Source organism: Marinobacter alkaliphilus (assembly GCF_055394375.1).
The window spans coordinates 883,803-903,538 of record NZ_AP043751.1 but is presented as its reverse complement, the minus strand read 5'-3'; the positions used below and the strand labels follow the sequence as shown (position 1 = coordinate 903,538).

Annotated in this window: 19 protein-coding genes, 1 tRNA gene and 1 pseudogene; 5 read left to right on the top strand and 16 right to left on the bottom strand. The window is 59.0% G+C overall.

Translation table 11 applies throughout. From position 1 onward, the window contains the following. Positions 1–53 precede the first annotated feature (53 nt). Positions 54–344, bottom strand: a complete 291-nt coding sequence (locus ACZ5Q2_RS04170) for a DUF6482 family protein (protein ID WP_061331412.1) — start codon at positions 342–344, stop codon at positions 54–56. A gap of 118 nt (positions 345–462) precedes the next feature. Here ACZ5Q2_RS04170 and ACZ5Q2_RS04165 point away from each other — a divergent pair, with 118 nt between their 5' ends. Together ACZ5Q2_RS04165 and ACZ5Q2_RS04160 are read left to right on the top strand one after the other, a co-directional pair. Next, positions 463–849, top strand: coding sequence for a hypothetical protein (locus tag ACZ5Q2_RS04165; RefSeq protein ID WP_227510095.1), 387 nt, complete (start codon positions 463–465; stop codon positions 847–849). Positions 850–915: 66 nt separating this feature from the next. Beyond that, positions 916–1,359, top strand: a complete 444-nt coding sequence (locus ACZ5Q2_RS04160) for a DUF4864 domain-containing protein (RefSeq protein WP_082780517.1) — start codon at positions 916–918, stop codon at positions 1,357–1,359. Between the two features lie 5 nt (positions 1,360–1,364). On the opposite strand, the gene ACZ5Q2_RS04155 is transcribed toward ACZ5Q2_RS04160, so the two are convergent. Further along, a complete protein-coding gene (locus tag ACZ5Q2_RS04155) occupies positions 1,365–1,586 on the bottom strand; it encodes a hypothetical protein (RefSeq protein WP_061331410.1) in 222 nt (73 codons plus the stop codon). Between the two features lie 21 nt (positions 1,587–1,607). Further along, positions 1,608–2,078 (bottom strand): hypothetical protein, encoded by a 471-nt coding sequence (locus ACZ5Q2_RS04150; RefSeq protein ID WP_061331409.1) that lies wholly within the window; start codon positions 2,076–2,078, stop codon positions 1,608–1,610. 102 nt (positions 2,079–2,180) lie between these two features. On the opposite strand from ACZ5Q2_RS04150, the gene ACZ5Q2_RS04145 reads away from it, so the two are divergent. Together ACZ5Q2_RS04145 and ACZ5Q2_RS04140 are read left to right on the top strand one after the other, a co-directional pair. Next, positions 2,181–3,899 carry a VRR-NUC domain-containing protein gene (locus ACZ5Q2_RS04145; protein WP_061331439.1) on the top strand — a complete coding sequence of 573 codons (1,719 nt, stop codon included), beginning with the start codon at positions 2,181–2,183 and terminating at the stop codon, positions 3,897–3,899. Beyond that, positions 3,896–6,154, top strand: a complete 2,259-nt coding sequence (locus tag ACZ5Q2_RS04140; protein WP_061331408.1) for an ATP-dependent DNA helicase — start codon at positions 3,896–3,898, stop codon at positions 6,152–6,154. Before ACZ5Q2_RS04145 ends, ACZ5Q2_RS04140 begins: the two co-directional genes overlap by 4 nt. Positions 6,155–6,191: 37 nt before the next feature. Here ACZ5Q2_RS04140 and ACZ5Q2_RS04135 read toward each other — a convergent pair whose 3' ends face one another. From ACZ5Q2_RS04135 to def, 13 genes and pseudogenes are all read right to left on the bottom strand, one after another. Beyond that, entirely contained in the window at positions 6,192–6,563 is a 372-nt protein-coding gene (locus ACZ5Q2_RS04135) for a VOC family protein (RefSeq protein WP_061331407.1), read from the bottom strand. Positions 6,564–6,829: 266 nt separating this feature from the next. Then, positions 6,830–7,000 (bottom strand): annotated as a pseudogene (locus tag ACZ5Q2_RS04130) (N-6 DNA methylase); the annotation flags it as partial. Positions 7,001–7,023: 23 nt separating this feature from the next. Continuing rightward, complete coding sequence (fic, locus tag ACZ5Q2_RS04125; protein ID WP_061331405.1) at positions 7,024–8,130, bottom strand: protein adenylyltransferase Fic; 1,107 nt, start codon at positions 8,128–8,130, stop codon at positions 7,024–7,026. A gap of 226 nt (positions 8,131–8,356) precedes the next feature. Then, positions 8,357–9,199 carry a hypothetical protein gene (locus tag ACZ5Q2_RS04120; RefSeq protein WP_061331404.1) on the bottom strand — a complete coding sequence of 281 codons (843 nt, stop codon included), beginning with the start codon at positions 9,197–9,199 and terminating at the stop codon, positions 8,357–8,359. Beyond that, positions 9,196–10,278: a flavin-containing monooxygenase gene (locus ACZ5Q2_RS04115; RefSeq protein WP_061331403.1), complete on the bottom strand. Its 1,083-nt coding sequence runs from the start codon at positions 10,276–10,278 to the stop codon at positions 9,196–9,198. The genes ACZ5Q2_RS04120 and ACZ5Q2_RS04115 overlap by 4 nt, the downstream gene beginning before the upstream one ends. Positions 10,279–10,347: 69 nt before the next feature. Beyond that, positions 10,348–10,632 carry an ArsR/SmtB family transcription factor gene (locus ACZ5Q2_RS04110; RefSeq protein WP_061331402.1) on the bottom strand — a complete coding sequence of 95 codons (285 nt, stop codon included), beginning with the start codon at positions 10,630–10,632 and terminating at the stop codon, positions 10,348–10,350. Positions 10,633–10,738: 106 nt separating this feature from the next. Beyond that, a tRNA-Pro gene (locus ACZ5Q2_RS04105) sits at positions 10,739–10,815 on the bottom strand. Between the two features lie 87 nt (positions 10,816–10,902). Beyond that, the gene (glyS, locus tag ACZ5Q2_RS04100) at positions 10,903–12,984 is read right to left on the bottom strand and encodes a glycine--tRNA ligase subunit beta (RefSeq protein ID WP_061331401.1); all 2,082 of its coding nucleotides are present in this window, start codon (positions 12,982–12,984) and stop codon (positions 10,903–10,905) included. Further along, the gene (glyQ, locus tag ACZ5Q2_RS04095; RefSeq protein WP_058091829.1) at positions 12,984–14,006 is read right to left on the bottom strand and encodes a glycine--tRNA ligase subunit alpha; all 1,023 of its coding nucleotides are present in this window, start codon (positions 14,004–14,006) and stop codon (positions 12,984–12,986) included. The genes glyS and glyQ overlap by 1 nt, the downstream gene beginning before the upstream one ends. Before the next feature lie 135 nt (positions 14,007–14,141). Further along, complete coding sequence (gene trkA, locus ACZ5Q2_RS04090) at positions 14,142–15,545, bottom strand: Trk system potassium transporter TrkA (RefSeq protein ID WP_061331400.1); 1,404 nt, start codon at positions 15,543–15,545, stop codon at positions 14,142–14,144. Further along, the gene (rsmB, locus tag ACZ5Q2_RS04085; protein WP_061331399.1) at positions 15,542–16,843 is read right to left on the bottom strand and encodes a 16S rRNA (cytosine(967)-C(5))-methyltransferase RsmB; all 1,302 of its coding nucleotides are present in this window, start codon (positions 16,841–16,843) and stop codon (positions 15,542–15,544) included. Before rsmB ends, trkA begins: the two co-directional genes overlap by 4 nt. A 2-nt stretch (positions 16,844–16,845) precedes the next feature. Continuing rightward, the gene (fmt, locus tag ACZ5Q2_RS04080) at positions 16,846–17,781 is read right to left on the bottom strand and encodes a methionyl-tRNA formyltransferase (protein WP_061331398.1); all 936 of its coding nucleotides are present in this window, start codon (positions 17,779–17,781) and stop codon (positions 16,846–16,848) included. 80 nt (positions 17,782–17,861) lie between these two features. Beyond that, on the bottom strand, positions 17,862–18,368 hold the full coding sequence (gene def, locus ACZ5Q2_RS04075) for a peptide deformylase (RefSeq protein WP_082780516.1): 507 nt from the start codon (positions 18,366–18,368) through the stop codon (positions 17,862–17,864). Positions 18,369–18,664: 296 nt separating this feature from the next. Here def and ACZ5Q2_RS04070 point away from each other — a divergent pair, with 296 nt between their 5' ends. After that, positions 18,665–19,681: a LysM peptidoglycan-binding domain-containing protein gene (locus ACZ5Q2_RS04070; RefSeq protein ID WP_061331396.1), complete on the top strand. Its 1,017-nt coding sequence runs from the start codon at positions 18,665–18,667 to the stop codon at positions 19,679–19,681. Positions 19,682–19,736 lie beyond the last annotated feature (55 nt).

The following is a 19,736-nucleotide window of genomic DNA, read 5'->3' as shown; positions in this document are numbered from 1 at the left end:
TCGCAGGTTGTCGGGAGGTCAGTGAGGGTGCTCGGTTGGCCGAATTTGCCCGCTTACAATGGCACCCGCATGGTTTCACCATGGCAGTCCGGCATGCCGATCATCTCGTCGGTGCCGGTTGGCGGAATGATTTCCACATTCTCCACATGGAAATCCCGGAAAAAATCCCGTGCCGCAGCGGCACCGGTGAACAGAACCGCTTTTTCGTACGGATCGCTCAGTACATAGCCCTGACCGTCCAGATAGAACCTTGCCATGTAATAACGCCCCTCCATGGAGACAAGCTCCAGCGAAGAAATTGTGTCGTGCTTGTGGGATCTGAGTTCAAGCTCGGTCATCTGCATGGCAGTCTCCATTGTCTTTGTTGTCGTAAAAAGGAATACGACAGCAGGCGTCTGGTAGGTCAATTAGTGAGCAGAAATGAACAGAGTTGAGTTGGTTCGATCGGTAGTGGAGCAGCACTTGACTGATATCTACGACCTTCTGGCGATGCGGCTGCTTTTTCCACCGGATCGGGTGGTGGTGCCGATCGACAAGGAGATCAAGGATTTGTTCGTGTATCCGGAACGGCTGGAGACAAGTTACCGGCATGAGTGGACATCGATCGCTACCAGAGCGCTGTTCAACCACGGTTTTACCGATCACTGGCGTACCGATCAGGACAATCTCGACCGTTATCTAGGATCGCTCAAAGAGCAGTCGATCCCCCGTTGTATCCACAATCAGGTTGGGCTTTTCCAGATGTTGGGAGCAGTGATTGCCATCCAGCGTTCAGACAACACCATCCCGTTTCCTGATCCCAGGCGCCGTTCGCTGATGCGATTGATTTGGCCTGAACAGCAACAGTGATGGATCAATCCGCAGCCGCAGTGGTAGCGTATTGGTTAAAAGTTGAACAGACTGCGGGTGGTTGTCATGGGGCTTAACATCATTAACATCAAAACTGGCGTTATCCTGACCCTTACGATGGCGTTGGTGCTTGCCCTAGCCTGGTCTTCCAGACCGCTGGCGGACGATGACGCGGATGCCGATATCCGGGATGCCATCCTCAGCCAAATTGAAGCTTTCGCTAATGACGATGAGGTTCGGGCCTGGGAGTATGCCTCGGAAGGGATCAAACGGCGATTCGGGACCTCTGAATGGTTTCTGGCCATGGTGCGCGAAGCCTACCCCGCCGTTCACAGTGCGACCGCCATCGAGTTTGCCCAGCGGGTACCCCATGATGGGTTTGATATTCAGGTGGTTCGATTGCAAGGGCCCGAAGGCAAACGCTGGGATGCCTATTACCGCATGGAGATGGCGGACGGAGCCTGGAAAATTGCCGGAGTTCGCTTGCAGCCTGCGGACCTGGGTATCTGACGATCTCAGCGTACCCGGAGACAATCCAGCAGCAGGCCCCTGACAATCTGTTTTGAGGCCTCATCGGTGCAGGAGAAGTCCTGAACATGCAGCTGGTTTTTTGCCAACAGTCTGGCCAGGCAGTCAGCATCGATACTGATACAAACCTGACCACCAGGCTTCCAGTCCAGCCAAGATATCTGTTCCGCCTGCTTCTTCCGGGAAGCGTCCGGGATATTGAATAGCATTCCCATAGTCCCTCCTTTGCGTTAGTGAGCGACCATTGCCGAACGTTGTGCCCGAGGTGCCAGTGGCGTGGCGGGCCAGTTCAGGTATTCTGCAAAAAAGCTGGCTTGCCGAGAGGTATCCAGCAGCACTTCAATACACTGATCGGTGCTGCAGCCGCCGCTGGGACTGCCATAGCAGGGCTCGGAAGACTGCAGGCTTTCCAGGGCACTGAACAGCACGTAGTCTGCGGCGTTGTGATCACCACGGTCCCGAAGGGCACGGCACACCAGAATGGCGGAAAGTGTGAGCTCCACATGCATGCATTCCGGGTGGTCCGCCCTGGCCAGGCAGGCCAGGTCAAAGGCACTGCCAGTGGCGGCGATCATCTTCTCGGTCTCGTCTGTTTCGCAGTAGGTGAAGGCATATTCCATCCAGAACAGCCATAGATCGTTCTGTTCGTTGATGGAGAGGCGGGCAAACATTTGGCGATGGCGCGGGCAGAGAAATTTCATGGCGTCCTCCTTGTCTTGATGCAAATGATAATAGTTATCATTAGAGGGGTTGGCAAGGCGTGTGATGATTAATTTTTGTGCATGGATTACAGTTCCAGCCCTATGACGACAGAATTCACGGGCCAGCGCCCGCAAACAGCAAACCTTGAAGACCCCCTGTACTATTTGAGCAACATGGACACCATCGTGTCCTGGGTGGCCGATCATCACGCAGATTTGCTGACCGAACGGGAGCGAACCCGGCTGGTGGCGTTTGCCGACCTGGCGACCGGACCAAGGGCGCTACTTACGCGCATGGTGATGCGCACCGGTGAGCTTTTCCGGGCCGACAAGCTGCTCTATCCGGAGCTGCCGGTGCCGGAGGCCGAAGCGCTCAAGTTATTGGTGCAGGAGGGCTGGCTGGATAACTCGCCGGAGCTGAGCCTGGATGATTTGTTCCGGCTGTTTACCCTGGCTGAACTAAGGCCGGTCTTTGGCGGTTGGCTGCACCAACAGGGCCACCCGAAAACGCTGGGAAAAGCTCAGATGCGGGAGTTGCTGGCGGAAGCGTTCAGTGAACCAAAGCCCCTGCAGCACTGGCTGGCAGAGGCAGTCGGTGAACAGGCCCCGGAAGTGGTCCAGCTCCAGGACATGGCCCTGTTCGACCGCATCCGCCTGATGTTTTTCGGCAACCTGCGCCAGAGCTGGACGGACTTTGTGCTGGTGGAACTGGGCGTGCAGCAGTTCGAGCCGGTGCCCTTTACCCCGGAATCTCGCGCCTTTCAGCATCGCTCGGAAGTGGATGGTTACCTGCAAATGCATCAGTGCCGGGAACGGCTTGATCGGGGTGAGCCAGCTACAGAGGTCTGGGCGGATGTACCCGGCCCTGTGGATAACCCCTGGCTCACCAGCCGCCGGGACCGGCTGTTGCTGGAGCTGGGCCGGCAGGCGGAGCGCCAGGGCGAGCAGGAACTGGCATTGCAGGTATGGGCGGCCAGTGGCCACCGGGAAGCGCGACTGAAACAGCTGCGGTTGCTGGAGCGTATGAAGCGTTTTGATGAAGCCTGGGCCATTGCCTGTCAGTGGCGGACCAGTGAGCTGACCGACGCCGAAGCCCAGGGCCTGAACCGCCTGCTGAAACGGCTGGCGCCCAAGGTGGGGGCGGACAAGCCCGAGCCTGTGGATAACCCCACTCTCAGGGAATTCACCCTGACCTTGCCCAAGCCAGACACCGGCACCGTGGAGCTGGCGGCCCTGCGTCATTTGGGCACCGATGACGCGCCGGTGTTCTATGTGGAGAACACCCTGATCAACGCGCTGTTCGGGCTGCTGTGCTGGCCGGTGATCTTCAAGCCCTTGCCTGGCGCCTTCTTCCATCCGTTCCATATCGGCCCGGCAGACCTGACCCGGGAAGACTTTGTGGCCCGGCGCCAGCAGGCTTTTGAAGAGCATTTCGGCCTGCTGAAAACCCATGCCTATAAACAGCACATTCTCGACACCTTCCAGACCAAGCAGGGCATCGCCAATCCCTTCGTGTTCTGGCCGGTACTCGATGAAGAGCTGTTGGAGCTGGCCCTGCACTGCATTCCCCCGCGCCACCTGGAGGCCCTGTTCCGCCGCCTGCTCACCAACATCAAGGAACACCGCAGCGGCTTCCCCGACCTGATCCGGCTGGTGCCGGACGCTGAGCAACCGGAACAGCGCTATGAAATGATCGAGGTAAAAGGCCCCGGCGATCGGCTGCAGGACCACCAGGTTCGCTGGCTGGAGTTCTTCGCCCGTGAAGGCATTCCCGCCAGCGTGTGCTATGTGCGCTGGCAGGGCGATGAGGCAAGCCTGTGAAAGTCGCCGTCCGCACCCTGTGTGAATTCGCGGCCCGCCACGGCGACCTGGACTTCCGCTACACCCCGGCGCCAAGTGCCGAGGAGGGCATTGCCGGCCATCAGGCGATCCAGGAAAAACGCGGTTACGGCTATAAAAGCGAGTATTCACTTACCGGCAACGTGCTGGGGATGGAGCTATCCGGCCGGGCCGATGGCTACCACCCCCATAAGAACCGACTGGAAGAAATCAAGACCCACCGGGGTGATGTGTCCCGAATTCGCCCCCACCAGCGCGCCCTGCACCGGGCCCAGTTGCGGGCCTACGGCGCTTTGTTGTGCCGGCAGGAAAACCGTAAAAGCGTGGAACTGGCTCTGGTTTATTACGACACCGGCCGGGACAAGGAAACCGTGCTCACCGAAACCGCCAAAGCCGACGAGCTCTGGCAGGAACTGGAAACCCTGTGTGGCCTTTACAAGGCCTGGGCTGAACAGGAAGAACACCACCGGGAACAGCGCGACGCCCTGTTGGCCAATCTCACTTTCCCTTTCCCGGATTTTCGCCCCCGGCAACGGCAACTGGCGGAGACGGTGTACAAGAACTCGGTGAAAGCCGGCACCCTGCTGCTGGAGGCGCCTACCGGCCTGGGCAAAACCCTGGGCACCCTGTTCCCGGCCCTGATGGCGATGCCCGCGGCGCGGCAGGACCGGCTGTTCTACCTCACCTGCCGCAACACCGCCCGGCAACTGGCGCTGGAGGCTGTGGATAAGTTGCGACACGCCCAGGATGAGCTACAACCCTGGCCGCTGCGCACCCTGGAGTTGGTATCGAAAGACGACGCCTGCGAACACCCGGACAAAGCCTGCCACGGCGAGTCTTGCCCCCTCGCCAAAGGTTTTTTTGATCGCTTGCCTGATGCCCGGGCCGAGGCGGTGCAGAGCAAGGAGCCGCTGGATCAGCAGAATTTGGCGACAATCGCGGCAGGTCACGACATATGCCCCTACTTTCTGGCCCAGGAAATGGCCCGTTGGAGCGATCTGGTGATTGGCGATGTGAACCGGCTGTTCGACCAGTCGGCCCTGCTGCATGGCCTGATCCGCCAGAACAACTGGCGAGCCAGCGTGCTGGTGGACGAAGCCCACAACCTGGTGGATCGGGCCCGTGGCATGTATTCAGTGCAGCTGGAGCAACAGCGCTTACTGAAATTGAAGAAGACCGCCCCGAAACCGGTAAAAGCAGCCCTGGACCGCACCGCCCGGGCCTGGCAGGCGCTGATTCGGGATCACGGTGAGCAGGCGCAGCCGGTATTTCTGGCCACCCTGCCGCCGCAATTGCTGGGCGCGTTGCAGGCCATGGTTTCCGTGATCACTGACTACCTGGCCGACAACCCGCCAGACCTGGCCCTGCAGGAAGTGATGTTTGAAAGTGTGGCGTTTATGAAACTGGCGGACAGCTTCGGGGATCACTCGCTCTGCGAGTTCGCGCGCAGCGGTCGTGGCCGGGCCAGCCTGACCATCCAGAACCTGATCCCGGCGGATTTCCTCACCGAACGCTTCAAGACCCCGCACTCGGTACTGCTGTTCTCCGCTACCCTCAGCCCCGGCGTTTATTACCGGGATCTACTTGGCCTGCCGGAAGACGCCCGCTTCACCTCCCTGCCCAGCCCGTTCAGCGCCGAGCAATTGCAGGTGCAGTTCACCCCCGGCATCAGCACCCGACAGGTGCATCGGCAGGCCAGCCTGCAACCCATCGCCGAACTGATCGCCAGACAGTACCGGGAGCGGCCGGGCCATTACCTGGCGTTTTTCAGCAGCTTCAAATACGCCAAAGAAGTGAGTGATGAGCTGGCGGACCAGGCACCGGATACCCCCCAGCGTTCCCAGCAGCCGGGCATGAGCCCGGACCAACGCAGGCAGTTCCTCGCGGAATTTCAGAACCCCGAAGGCAGTGTCGCCTTTGCGGTGCTCGGCGGCGTGTTCAGTGAAGGCATCGACCTGCCTGGCGACCAGCTGATCGGCGCCTTTGTGGCTACCCTGGGCCTGCCGCCCTTCGATGCCTGGCACGAAATCCTCAAAGACCGCCTGCAGCAACGCTTTGGCGAAGGTTACAACTACACCTACCTGATCCCCGGCTTGCAGAAAGTGGCCCAGGCCGCCGGCCGGGTGATCCGCACCCCGGACGACCAGGGCGTGATCTGGCTGATTGATGACCGATTTCTGCAGCCTCCGGTAAAGCGTTTACTGCCCGGCTGGTGGTTTTCCAGCGATACGGGGTAAACAATAAAAAGGCCCCGATGTGAGGCCTTTTTATTGTTTAGCCGAACTCGAAGAACGCCAGCTTGTTACCGTCCGGGTCCCGCACATAGGCGCCGTAGAACATATCCGGAATTCGTTGCCCAGGCTCGCCATCGCAGGTTGCGCCCAGCTCAATGGCTTTGTGATAAAACTTATCGACAGCTGCTTTGGACCCCGCCGGGATCGCCACCATGTTGCCATTGCCCGGATGGTTGGGCTCACCGTTGAACGGTACGCACACCGCCAACATGGGCTTGGCCATGCTCTCGCCAATGAACGTAATGCGCTCCATATCCAGCAACACCTTGCCACCCAGCTCTCCCAGCAAATCGCCGTAAAACTGCTTGGCCTTGCCCATGTCGCTGACACCGATGGTTACGTATCCGATCATGCCTGTTCTCCTTGGTTGGTTGAGGTTCAGTATACGTCGCTTTTCGCATTTCAGAGCTTAGGCAATCACAGCAGTGTTTTCGCCGGCGCTTTGTTATGGTTGTCGCTGCATCTCCCTGACTTAAGGACAGCGCCTGATGAAATCCTTTGCCCTGCTGACCACCCTACTCCTGTTACTGACCGGTTGCACCGGATTACCCAAAGGCATCGAACCGGTCACCGGCTTCGACCAGGGCCGCTACCTGGCGCAGAAAGATCATCACACTCGCCCGGGGGTGAGGGAGGTCTTACGAGGGTGCCGAAGCATTTGTTCTCGTGCACCATTTTGATGGACAGCAGTAGCACCAGTTCGGTGATGTAGTCCGATTATTTGATGCCGTCGTCCCGCAGAACGTCACAGAGATTCCAGAGTTCCTGGACGATGTCGTTGTTGGTCATGGGTGGTCTCAGTGTTGCCGAATTCAGCGGTAAGGCTGTAGCTCGTTGCTATCGTTGGTCATCAGGCTTAGCAGGCGCGGGTTAAGAAAAAGCTTTTCGTTGCCTGCCGTTTTCTCCTGCAGTACGCCAATTTCAACCAGCTGCTTCAGGTAATTGGAAGCGGTCTGCCGTTTGGCAATGTCCTTCTCTACCAGGTGGCTGATGCGGCAATAGGGCTGCTCAAAGATCGTCTGGACCAGCTCGTGGCTGTATATCTTGGGCAGTGCCCGCCTGACATGGTCTTCTGTTTCGGTAATTAGCTTCCGCATGGCGGCGATTTTCGCGCAGGTCCAGGACGATACATGTTCTACACCGTTAAGCATAAAGATGATCCACTCCTGCCAGTCTCCGGTGCGTGTAACTTGTGTCAGTAACCGGTAGTAATCATTCTTGTGCTGAACAATGTAACGGCTCAGGTACAGAATGGGCAGTGTGAGTAGCTGCTGTTCAATCAGGTAAAGCACGTTGACGATACGGCCGGTCCTGCCATTTCCATCGTGGAACGGGTGAATGGCTTCAAACTGGTAATGGCTGATGGCCATCTTGATCAGTGGGTCGGTGCCATCGTCTTCATGCAGATAGTTTTCCCAGTTGGTGAGCAGGTTGCGAATAACCGTCTCGCCAACAGGAGGGGTGTAGATGGTTTCACCGGTCGCCTGATTACCAATAATGGTCCCGGGCACCATACGCACATCCATATCTACGCCCTTCAAAGTGCTGCACACGTCAATGGCTGTACTGGCGCATAGCGGTTTACGCTGAAGATGGACGAAGCCATCGTATAGTGCGGAGCGATATCGGAGCGCTTCTTTGGTAGCCGGGTCGGCACCCTGATCTTCCTGCGAATACTGAAACAGCTTGTCGGTGGTGGTGACAATGTTCTCGATTTCAGAACTGTCTTTGGCTTCCAGCAGTGGCAGGAGGTTTACAAGCAGTGATTGGTTCGGAATCAGTTCACCTGCCTGTTTAAGCTCAGCCAGTGCGGCCCGGGCGGGGATGCAGGCTCTGAGAATATCCAGAGTTTCTGTTGCTTCTTTGGCAGGTGGAAGTGGCGGTAACTGGTTGTATGGCTGATCCGGTCGCCAGGCCATGTTCAAATTCCTTTAAAATTTCGACACAGGTGCGCATTCTGGGCAGTCTATGTTTATGCGGTAAACATAGCAAGTATCTATGTCGAAAAAGTTGACTAAAATCGACATAGCCTGGGTCAGTGTCGATATGATAAACCTCGTTCCCGCAGACGCTCTTTTCAGGCACTCCGCTCAGGCCGGGCGCTATTCGAAGGGAATCAAGTGCTCGCTGATCTACTGGACAGAGTCAAGGCTCAGGAGGAGGAAAGGGTTTGGACGTCAGCAGAGATGTCTTCCAACGCCAAACCAGCAACCCCGCAGCAAGGTACATGAACAAGCCAAATGCCAACAGGGTGTTCAGACCAGCGGTTGATGATGACGTGAGTGCCAACAAACTCAGCGCCAGGCTCAGGTTTCGAACCACGGTGATCAGGGTTATGGTTCGTCGAAAGCGCCAGTCTGGCTCAAGTAATGGTGGCAGCACCAGGATCAGTGTCAGTATCACGCCCGCCAGAAGAGGCTCACCCGGGCCGCTGAGGATGCCTGCTCCGTAGCGGGCCGCCAATGAAATCACCAGCAGTATTACCAAAAGGCTGCCCAGCGTTTCTATCTTGGGTTGCCAGGTTGCGGTGACGTTTGGCAACAGAAAAAGCAGGGCTTTACCGGTTAACAGGGGTAACAGGGTTAGTGCGAACAGAATGAAGCCGAGTGATGCCAATGACCCGTTGCCGAGCGGAACCAAACCGAGTTGGGTGAACGCGCCAATCATTATCAGGCTTGCGATCAGTAATAGGATGAACAGCCGAACGGCGAGCCCGGGCATACCTTGAACAGCACCGACAAACGCACCTGCAGACGTGCCGCCCGCGGCAGCAACGCAAAGTGACAGGGCTGCCAGGGTATTCGTGCCGAATATTCCGTATGCATAGAATACGGCCAGGGCCACCGACGGTAGTGCAATGTTGTAGAGCACGACGGCACGCAACAAGCCAGCAACGGGAATATTAACAGGCGCTGGTGCTCGCATGCCCAGCGCGAGCATGATCACGGCGGTGTTGACCATTGCCCAGTACTCTGACAACGCGCTCATGCGCAGCATCCCTTGGCTTGCTTGGCGCCCCGTATGGGTTGTTCAAGGCTCGATAGAATGTTTTTTACGACAAAGGCGGCATCGGCACCAACTCCCCGAAGCGTGGCGGAGGCATGTGATCGTTGCCAGGGCTGGCCCACGAAATAGAGGCCGGAAATGTGGGTGGCCACGCCACCTTTGTGCCTGCTGGCCGTTGCTCGGTCGAGGCCGTCCAGTCCTTCCAGAAACCGGGGTGCGGAATGAAAACCGGTGGCCAGCAACAAGGTATCGAACGGGACGATGTCGTCTTGCCAGCGCAATCCGTGGTTTGTCACCGCATCAAACAGACTCCGCTGGGCCAGCCGCCCGCTGGTCAGTGCCGCGCGGTATTCGCCGTTGTCCAGCACCGGCGTTGCCGGTTGCCGGTTCAGCCAACGCCCTACTGGCAGCGTATCGATGCCGCTATAGGTCATCCATGTATGTATATCAACACCCAATGGTCGCTGGGACAGGAACCTGGGCGGGTTGCGTGATATCAGGGTCACCTTGTGGGTCGCCGACAGTTCATGGGCAATTTGCACGGCTGAGTTTCCCGCCCCGATAACGGCGACCCGCTCCCCTGCGATATCGGACGGCGAGTGATAGGCCGAGGAATGCAGAAGCTTGCCGTGGTAGTGCTCGAGCCCCGGGAAGTCCGGGATATTGGGCTGGCTGTAGGGGCCGCTGGCGACGATCACTGCCCGGGTTGCCAGGCAATCACCGGTTGAAGTGTGCAGTTTGAAGCCATTGCCCTGCCGTTCAACCCGGGTGACCGAGGTATTGAAACGTATCGGAAAATCGAAATGGCGGGCGTAGCTTTGCAGGTAACTTACCACCTCGTCTCGACTGGGGTATCGTGCCGGGTTACCCGGGAAAGGCAGGCCAGGCAAGCTGGAATACCTGGCCGGTGAGAACAGTTTCAGACTGTTGTAATAATGGGGCCAGGAGCCCGAGGCCTTTTGGCTGGCCTCGACAATAAGATAATCAAGACTGGTGCGATCAAGGGCATAACCGGCGGCTAGCCCGGCTTGTCCTGCGCCAACCACGATAACGTCATACATGCTGCTTCTCCTGTTATTAATCCTTTAATTCGGGAAATTACGAAATGTAATGTCAAAAACAATGTCCTATTAACAGCACTGGCCAAGAAATCCGTTCAGTTGGTTAAGCAGATCCTGAATCCGGGCAACGTTTACCCGATACTCCACTTCCTTTCCGACCTTTTCGGCGTTGAGCAAGCCCGCTTCCCGTAGTTGCTTCAGGTGTTCAGACACCGTCGACATACCCAGGTCGGTGCGAGATGCGACGTCGCCCACCGTGAGTACGGGTTGCTCCGCGAACAGCAGCATGATGCGCTGGCGGTTCGGGTTGCTCAGTGCCTGTAAGAACTTCTGTATATCGTTTGAGAGGGTCATACCATTCACTTCGCCTTTTCGCGAAATGTATGCCGAGTGAGTGATGTTGTCAAGATCCGCTACAGGCGAAAGAGAAATAACGGGCACGAGCTTTTAGGAGGGAAAATGGTCGGCGTGAGAGGATTCGAACCTCCGACCCCTTCGTCCCGAACGAAGTGCGCTACCAAGCTGCGCTACACGCCGATCAACGGCCGGTATTATACGGATTGCCGGCCGTTTTACTACCCCCGTCCCTGGGGAAATTTATCCGTATAACTGCGGAGCGGTTCTTCAGCTGGCCGTTGGCAGCAGGGAGATATCGGCCACTCGCAGGAACAGGTTGCGCAGGCGGTTGAGCAGTGCCAGGCGGTTATCGCGCACGGCTTCGTCGTCTGCCATCACCATCACGTCGTCAAAGAAGGTGTCGACCGGCTCGCGCAGGCTGGCCAGGGAGGTCAACGCGCTGGCGTAGTCGCCCTGCTCGAACAGCGGCAGTACTTTCTGCGCCTGCTCTTCTACTTTCGCGGCCAGGGTCTTCTCGGCGGTATCCTGCAACAGTGTGTTATCCACCGTCTCGCCGATGCTGTCGCCACCCTGCTTGGTGAGGATGTTGGACACCCGTTTGTTGGCGCCGGCCAGGGCCAGGGCTTCCGGCAGCTGGCGGAAGGCTTCCACGGCCTTCACCCGGCGGTCGAAGTCCAGCGGGCGGGTTGGGCGGCGGGCGTGTACGGCCAGGTACACTTCGGCGCCGATGCCCTGCTCGTCGTAGTGGGCACGGAAGCGCTCTAGCATGTAGTCCACCACGGTGCTGGCGGTATTCTTCTCGGTCAGCACGGTGAAGTTCTGCTCGGCCCACTCACACACGGTTTGCAGGTCCAGGGGCAGCTGGCGCTCGATGATGATACGCAGCACACCCAGGGATGCCCGGCGCAGGGCGAACGGATCCCGGGTGCCGGACGGCGGTTGGTTGATGCCGAACAGGCCCACCAGGGAATCAATGCGGTCGGCGATGGCCACGGCGCAGCCGGTCAGGGTGGTGGGCAGGTCGTCGCCGGCAAAGCGTGGCATGTACTGCTCGTTCAAGGCCTTGGCCACGTCGGCGTGTTCGCCGTCATTGGTGGCGTAGTACTGGCCCATGATGCCCTGCAGATCGGTGAACTCCAGCACCATCTCGGTGACCAGGTCGGTCTTGGCCAGCATGGCCGCACGCTCGGCCAGGGCCGGGTCGCTGTTGATGGCGTCGGCGATCTTCTTCGCCAGCGCAGCCACCCGCACGGATTTGTCGTAAATACTGCCGAGTTTGTCCTGGAACACGATGGGCTTGAGGGCCTCGATGCGGTCTTCCAGCTTGGTCTTGCGATCCGTCTCGTAGAAGAACGCGGCGTCGGACAGGCGCGGGCGAATCACCTTCTCATTACCGGAAATCACCTGGGCCGGGTCTTTGCTTTCCAGATTGGCCACGGTGATGAACAGCGGCAGCATGTTGTCGCTGGCGTCCACCACATGGAAGTACTTCTGGTGCTCCTTCATGGAGGAAATCAGCGCCTCGGCGGGCACATCCAGGAAGCGCTCCTCGAAGCGGCCCATCAGTGGCACCGGCCACTCGTTCAGGGCGGTAACTTCGTCCAGCAGGTCTTCGTCGATCACGGCTTTGCCGCTGGCTTCTTTCTCTGCCAGTTGGGCAACGCCCTGGCGGATCTGTTCGCGGCGTTCGGCGAAGTCGGCCAGTACGTAGCCTTCCTGCTTCAGCACCACTTCGTAGTCGGCCGGGGTCGGCACTATCAGCTCTTTCGGGCAGTGGAAGCGGTGGCCACGGGTTTTGTTGCCGGGCTTCAGGTTCATGACTGGGGTGTCGATCACTTTGTTGCCGAACAGCAGGATCAGCCAGTGTACCGGGCGCACGAATTCGGTTTTGTGGGCGCCCCAGCGCATGCGCTTGGGAATCGGCAGCGCCGCCAGGGATTTATCCACCAGTTCGGGCATCAGCTCTACGGTTGGCTTGCCCTGCTCCACGGTGCGATACACCAGCCAGGCACCCTTGTCGGTTTCCAGGGTATCAAGCTGGTCCGGGGTGATGCCCAGTGAGGTGGCAAAGCCGGTCAGGGCCCGGGTGGGGTTGCCGGCGTCATCAAAGGCGGCTTTCACCGCCGGGCCACGCTTCTCTACCGGCTTGTCTGGCTGGGCATCGGCCAGGTCGCGAATGCGCACAGCCAGGCGACGGGGGGCGGCGAAGGCTTCGACCTTGCCGAAGGCCACGCCCGCCTCTTCCAGGCCTTTGACGATGCCCTGGGTGAAGGCGTCAGACAGCGGTTTGAGGGCTTTCGGAGGCAGCTCTTCGGTGCCCAGTTCGACCAGAAAATCCTGTGTTGCCATTATGCGTTCCCCTGTTCCTGCGGTGCCTTGTTGGCTTTCTTGCCCTTCTTGTTGGCTTTGGCGTCAGCAGCCTCGGCGGCGGCCAGCACTTCCTTGCGAAGATGCTCGGGTGCCAGCGGGAAGCCAAGTTTGCGACGGCTCTCGAAGTAGGCCTGGGCAACGGAGCGAGCCAGGGTACGTACACGCAGGATGAAACGCTGGCGCTCGGTCACGGAAATGGCGTGGCGGGCGTCCAGCAGGTTAAAGGTGTGAGAGGCCTTGAGTACCTGTTCGTAGGCAGGCAGTGGCAGGCCGGCTTCGATCAGGCGGGCGCTTTCCCGCTCGTACACGTCGAAGCTGTGGAACAGGAATTCGGTGTCGGCGTGTTCGAAGTTGTAGGTGGATTGCTCCACCTCATTCTGATGGAACACGTCGCCGTAGGTGACCACGCCGTCCGGGCCTTTGGTCCACACCAGGTCGTACACGCTGTCCACGCCTTGCAGGTACATGGCGATACGCTCAAGCCCGTAGGTCAGCTCGCCGGTGACCGGGTAGCATTCCAGGCCGCCCACCTGCTGGAAGTAGGTGAACTGGGTCACTTCCATGCCGTTCAGCCAGATTTCCCAACCCAGGCCCCAGGCGCCGAGCGTGGGGGATTCCCAGTTGTCTTCGACAAAGCGGATGTCGTGTACCAGCGGGTCCAGGCCCAGGGCGCGCAGGGAATCCAGGTACAGCTCCTGGATGTTGTCCGGTGACGGTTTCAGAACCACCTGGAACTGATAGTAGTGCTGCAGGCGGTTCGGGTTCTCGCCGTAGCGTCCGTCTGTGGGTCGGCGGCTGGGCTGGACGTAGGCGGAGTTCCAGGTTTCCGGGCCGATGGAACGCAGGAAGGTGGCCGGGTGAAAAGTACCGGCGCCCACTTCCATGTCCAGGGGCTGGAGAACCACGCAGCCGTGCTGCGCCCAGAAATTCTGCAGTGCCAGGATCAGACCCTGGAAGGTCTTGATGTCCGGCGCGGAGTTGTTGGTTGCCTTGTCTGTCACGACGTTTGCCTGCTGGTCAGTCTGTGTGTGGCGCCCCGGTTTGCGGGGCACTCCGAAATTTGAAAACGCGCATTATACGCTGGCTGGCGTTGCATTTCTAAGTGCCAGCCAGGGTGTTGTTTTGCTTGAGATCAATCAGAAGAAGGTGAGGCCCACCTGGAACAGCTTTTCCACGTCCCGGATACGGGTTTTGTCCACCAGGAACAGGATCACGTGGTCATCGGGCTGCACCCGGATATGGTCGTGGGCAATCAGTACCTCGTTGTGGCGAACGATGGCGCCGATGGTGGTGCCTGGTGGCAGATTGATTTCGTCCAGGCGCTTGCCGACCACCTTGGATGACCGGTGATCACCATGGGCGATGGCCTCAATGGCTTCCGCGGCGCCCCGGCGCAGCGAGTGAACGTTCACCACATCGCCCCGGCGCACGTGGGTGAGCAGGCTGCCGATGGTGGTCTGCTGGGGCGAGATGGCGACATCGATATCACCGCCCTGGATCAGGTCGACGTAGTCCGGGTTGTTGATCAGGGTCAGCACCTTGCGGGCACCCAGCCGCTTGGCGAGCAGGGATGCCATGATGTTGGCTTCGTCGTCGTTGGTGACGGCGCAGAACACATCGGTGTTTTCGATGTTCTCTTCCAGCAGGATGTCCTTGTCGGCGGCGTTGCCTTCCAGCACCACGGTTTTGCGTAAACGTTCGGACAACATCACGCAGCGGTCATGGTCACGCTCAAGAATCTTCACCTGGTATCGGCTTTCCAGGGTGTTGGCCAGCCGGTAACCAATGTTGCCGCCACCGCAGATAAAAATGCGTTTGTAGGGTTTGGACAGGGGTTGAAGCTCGCTCATGACCGAGCGAATGTGATCGGAGGCGGCAATAAAGAACACCTCGTCGCCGTCTTCGATGACGGTGTCGCCCTGGGGCATGATGGCCCGGTCTTTCCGGAAAATCGCGGCCACCCGGGTATCGATCTTGGGCATGTGGGTGCGCAGGTAGGACAGCTCATGGCCGACCAGTGGCCCGCCTTTGGTCGCCCGTATGGCCACCAGCCTGACCAGGCCCTTGGAGAACTCGAGCACCTGCAGGGTGCCCGGGTACTCGATCAGCCGGGTAATGTGTTTGGTGACCAGGTGTTCGGGGCTGATCAGTACGTCGATGGGAAAGCCCCGGAGGCTGTCCAGGTCTTTGTCCATGTCACGACGGTAGAACAGCTCGGATTTGGCCAGATAGGCATTGGCCCGCACTCGGCAGATGGTGGTGGGTGTCTTGTACAACAGCTTGGACACCTGGCAGGCCACCATATTGGTTTCGTCGCTGTTGGTTACGGCGATCACCATGTCGGCGTCTTCGGCGCCGGCCTGGCGCAGTACCGTGGGGTAGGAGGCGCGGCCGTGCATGGTGCGAATGTCCAGCCGGTCCTGAAGCTCACGAAGGCGGGCGCTGTCGCTGTCAATCACCGTGATGTCGTTGGCTTCATTGGCGAGGTTTTCCGCCAGGGTGCCGCCTACCTGGCCCGCACCGAGTATCAGGATTTTCATAGTTCAGGTTTCTCCAGCACGGCATAGAAAAAGCCGTCGTGGCTGTCCGGGTCTGGCAGCAATTGGCGCCCGGTGGTCATATCCCTGCCCCAGTCTGCGTCGATGCTGATCAGCTTTGCCTGAGTCTGTTGTTTCAGGAATCGCTGGATTATACGGTGGTTCTCTTGAGGAAACACCGAGCAGGTGGCGTACACCAGCCTGCCGCCGGGTTTCAGGATAGACCACATGGCGTCCAGCAGGCCAAGCTGGATGCTGGCCAACGGTACGATGTCGGATTCGCGGCGCAGCAGCTTGATGTCCGGGTGCCGGCGGATCACGCCGGTGGCGCTGCAGGGTACGTCCAGCAGGATGCGGTCAAACGGGTTGCCATCCCACCAGCTGTCGATATCGGCGGCGTCGGCCTGTGTCAGGGTGGCGTGCAGGTCGAGCCGGTCCAGGTTCTCCTGCACCCGGGGCAGGCGCTCGGCGGATTCGTCGATGGCAATCACTTCGTCCAGTTCGCCACAGGCCTCCAGAATGGCGCAGGTTTTGCCGCCGGGAGCTGCGCAGGCGTCCAGTACACGTTGGCCTGGTTGCAGGTCCAGCAGAGTGGTGCACAGTTGCGCGGCTTCGTCCTGAACGCTGGCGCCGCCGTCTTCAAACCAGGGCAGACGTTCTACCGGCACCGGGCGATCCAGTTGGATGCCGTGGGGGGCGAAACGGGTAGGTTTGGCCTCGATACCTGCCTCAGACAGTAGCTTCAGGTACTCATCACGGCTGAAACGCAGCGCGTTTACCCGCAGGGTCATGGGCGCCTGGGTGTTGTTGGCGCCAAGAATGGCCTGCCAGTCTTCCGGCCAGTTGTGGCGCAGCTTTTCCACCATCCACACCGGATGGCTGTAGCGGCTGCTGTCGTCTTTCGGCTCCGGCGCACCTTCCCTTTCCGCAGCCCGCAACACGCCGTTGACCAGGCCGGTGAGGTGCGGTTTGTCCAGCGCCCGGCAGGCTTCCACGGTTTCGTTCAGCACGGCGTAGGTGGCCTGTTCACTGAACCGCAGTTGGAACAGGGCCACCAGCATCAGGTGATGAACAACGCGGTCCGGTTTGCGCAGGGGCTTTTTCAGGCGCTGGTTCAGCTCACCCTCAAGCCGGTGAAACCAGCGGCAGGTGCCGTAGCAGATCGCTTGTAGCTGCGGCCGTTGTTCCGGGGGTAACTGGTTCAGGGCTGGCGGCAGGCATTGGGTCAATGACTGGCCGCTTTCCACTGCCAGCAACACATTGGCAGCGACGGCACGGAATGGCAGGGGCTGGTAGGCCATGGTCAGTTCAGCTCCTGGCCGGGCAGCAGCACCTGCTTGCCGCCGTTGATCAGGTCGCTGATGCTCTGGGCTTTGCTGCCGGGTAACTGCACCGAGGTAATCTTCAGGGTACCGGTGCCGCAGGCGACGTCAACGCCTTCTCTCTCGCGACTGATCACGGTGCCTGGCTCCTTGTCACTGCTATGCTCCAGTGCGGTGGCGTGATGAAGGCGGATGCGTTGTTCGCCGAGATCGGTAAAGGTGCCGGGCCAGGGGTTAAAGGCACGAATCAAGCGTTCGATCTCGATGGCGCTGCGGGACCAGTCGATGTGGCCTTCTTCCTTGGACAGTTTGTGGGCGTAGTTGGCGTCGGCATCATTCTGTGGCTCAGGGGCCAGTTCGCTGTTTGCCAGTTGCACCAGGGCTTCCACAATCGCTTTGCCGCCCATGTCCGCCAGGCGGTCATGCAGGCTGCCGCCGGTGTCGTCGGCGTGGATCGGGGTGCTGGTTTTCAACAGCATATCGCCTGTATCCAGGCCTTCGTCCATCTGCATGATGGTAATGCCGGTTTCGGCATCGCCGGCGGCAATAGACCGTTGAATTGGAGCGGCACCGCGCCACCGTGGCAGTAAGGAGGCATGGATGTTCAGGCAGCCGTGGGTGGGGATATCCAGCACGGCTTTGGGCAGGATCAGGCCGTAAGCGGCCACAATCATCACATCTGGCTTTAACGCAGCCAGTTCCCGCTGGGCGTCTTCCGGTTTCAGGCTGACCGGTTGGAATACAGGAATGCCGGCGTCCAGGGCGACCTGTTTGACCGGGCTGGGCATCAGTTTGCGGCCCCGGCCGGCGGGGCGGTCTGGCTGGCTGTACACGCCCACCAGGTTATAGCCGGCTTCCAGAAGGGCTTTCAGGGCAGTGGCGGCAAAATCCGGCGTTCCGGCAAAAACAATGCGCACGGTGGTTGCTTCTCTGTGTCGTTGATACGAAAAAACCGGGTCGTAACCCGGTCTGAATTCGGTTCTGTGCTGTTGGCGCCTCAGGCGCTTTGCTTGTGGAGCTTTTCCAGCTTCTTGCGAATGCGGTTACGCTTGAGCGAGCTGAGGTAATCCACGAACAGCTTGCCGTTCAGGTGGTCCATTTCATGCTGGATGCACACCGCCAGCAGGCCGGTAGCCTCGAGCACGAATTCTTCGCCGTTACGGTCTTTGGCGGTAATCCGGCAGTGCTCGATGCGCTTTACGTCTTCATAAAAGCCGGGTACCGACAGGCAGCCTTCCTGCATGGCTTCCAGTTCGCCATCCAGTACTTCCACTTTCGGGTTGATGAACACCCGGGGCTCGCTCTTGTCTTCCGACAGGTCCATCACGATGATCTGTTTGTGCACGTTGACCTGAGTAGCCGCCAGGCCAATGCCGGGGGCATCGTACATGGTCTCGAACATGTCGTCGATCAGCTTGCGGATGTCGTCGGTCACCTCGTCCACCGGCTTGGCGATGGTGCGAAGGCGCGGGTCCGGGTACTCAAGAATCTCTAAAATCATAATGCTTTGGCTTCTCTGAAATGCGACGGCGGTCTGCGCAAATTTTCTCCACGAATCTATGATGGGGAGAACGTAATGGCTCTATTATCCGATAAATTGTCGATTGAGTACAAACTGATCAGTTAATAGTTAAAATCTTTCAGCCATACTGAAGAATTTACTGGAAGAACAAAAGATAACATCACAAATACCCGAACATCTTCTATAGTAACGGGAATAACAACGTAATAAGCTGCGGGGATACCGCTGCGACGTTACCCAACGCAAAGATTCAAGGCACGCGATCAAGGATATAGACAATGAGGAAATTGTTGTACGCTCTGGCAGCGACGGCGCTGCTGTTTACCTCCTGGGCCCAGGCACAACCCGAGCTCAGGTCTGATCATCCTGAGCGTTACACTGTCGTCAAAGGGGACACCCTCTGGGACATTTCAGCGCGATTCCTGAACAACCCCTGGTACTGGCCGGAAATCTGGCACGTTAATCCGCAGGTTGCCAACCCCCACCTGATTTACCCGGGTGATCGCCTGGCGCTGGTGTACATCGATGGCAAGCCCCGTATTACCAAGGTGTCTACCAGCGATGTCGTCAAGCTGTCACCGCAAATCCGTTCCGAAGCGATCGATACCCCGATTCCAGCCATCCCGCTGGATGCCATCAGCAGCTTCCTGACCGACACCCGCATTGTCTCTCCGGCTGAAATCAACGGCGCACCTTACGTGCTGGAAGGCGAAGATGGTCGCATCATCACCGGTGCCGGTGACCGGGTTTATGCCCGTGGCCAGAAGCCGGCTGACCGGGTTGGCGTTTTCCGTCGCAGCAAGGAATTTGTGGATCCTGAAACCGGTGAATTCCTGGGGCTGGAAGCGCGCAGCATCGCCAAGGGTAACATTACCGCGGAAAACGGTGATGTACTGACCATGACCCTGACCCGTTCCAGCGAGGAAGTGCGCATCGGTGACCGCCTGCTGGTCAACGAAGATCGTCGCCTGACCACGAACTTCGTGCCCAGCTCTCCGGACGAGGAGATTGAGGGCCGGATGATTTCCGTGGATGGTGGTGTTAACCAGATCGGTCAGTACAACGTGGTGGCCATCAACCGCGGCGAACGTGAGGGCTTGATGCCGGGCCACGTGCTGGCAGTTATGAAGAGCGGTAACCTGGTCCGTGACCCGGTCACCGGTGAAACCATTGAGCTGCCGTCCGAGCGGGCTGGCCTGCTGATGGTGTTCCAGTCTTACGAAAAGATGAGCTATGGCCTGATTCTTCAGGCGACTCGCCCGCTGGCGGTGGGTGATCGGGTCAAGAACCCCTGATCACCCCTGCATGGGCTTGTCTGTAATGAGGTAGAATGGCCGGGCCGGAGCGCCC

Excerpts from the sequence above, each read along its gene's own strand:
- ACZ5Q2_RS04145 (WP_061331439.1), top strand. The coding sequence starts at position 2,181 with ATGACGACAGAATTCACGGGCCAGCGCCCGCAAACAGCAAACCTTGAA.
- ACZ5Q2_RS04115 (WP_061331403.1), bottom strand. The coding sequence starts at position 10,278 with ATGTATGACGTTATCGTGGTTGGCGCAGGACAAGCCGGGCTAGCCGCC.
- ACZ5Q2_RS04155 (WP_061331410.1), bottom strand. The coding sequence starts at position 1,586 with ATGCTATTCAATATCCCGGACGCTTCCCGGAAGAAGCAGGCGGAACAG.
- trkA (WP_061331400.1), bottom strand. The coding sequence starts at position 15,545 with ATGAAAATCCTGATACTCGGTGCGGGCCAGGTAGGCGGCACCCTGGCG.
- fic (WP_061331405.1), bottom strand. The coding sequence starts at position 8,130 with ATGGCCTGGCGACCGGATCAGCCATACAACCAGTTACCGCCACTTCCA.
- ACZ5Q2_RS04160 (WP_082780517.1), top strand. The coding sequence starts at position 916 with ATGGGGCTTAACATCATTAACATCAAAACTGGCGTTATCCTGACCCTT.
- ACZ5Q2_RS04070 (WP_061331396.1), top strand. The coding sequence starts at position 18,665 with ATGAGGAAATTGTTGTACGCTCTGGCAGCGACGGCGCTGCTGTTTACC.
- rsmB (WP_061331399.1), bottom strand. The coding sequence starts at position 16,843 with ATGGCCTACCAGCCCCTGCCATTCCGTGCCGTCGCTGCCAATGTGTTG.
- ACZ5Q2_RS04120 (WP_061331404.1), bottom strand. The coding sequence starts at position 9,199 with ATGAGCGCGTTGTCAGAGTACTGGGCAATGGTCAACACCGCCGTGATC.
- ACZ5Q2_RS04170 (WP_061331412.1), bottom strand. The coding sequence starts at position 344 with ATGCAGATGACCGAGCTTGAACTCAGATCCCACAAGCACGACACAATT.
- ACZ5Q2_RS04150 (WP_061331409.1), bottom strand. The coding sequence starts at position 2,078 with ATGAAATTTCTCTGCCCGCGCCATCGCCAAATGTTTGCCCGCCTCTCC.
- ACZ5Q2_RS04110 (WP_061331402.1), bottom strand. The coding sequence starts at position 10,632 with ATGACCCTCTCAAACGATATACAGAAGTTCTTACAGGCACTGAGCAAC.
- ACZ5Q2_RS04135 (WP_061331407.1), bottom strand. The coding sequence starts at position 6,563 with ATGATCGGATACGTAACCATCGGTGTCAGCGACATGGGCAAGGCCAAG.
- glyS (WP_061331401.1), bottom strand. The coding sequence starts at position 12,984 with ATGGCAACACAGGATTTTCTGGTCGAACTGGGCACCGAAGAGCTGCCT.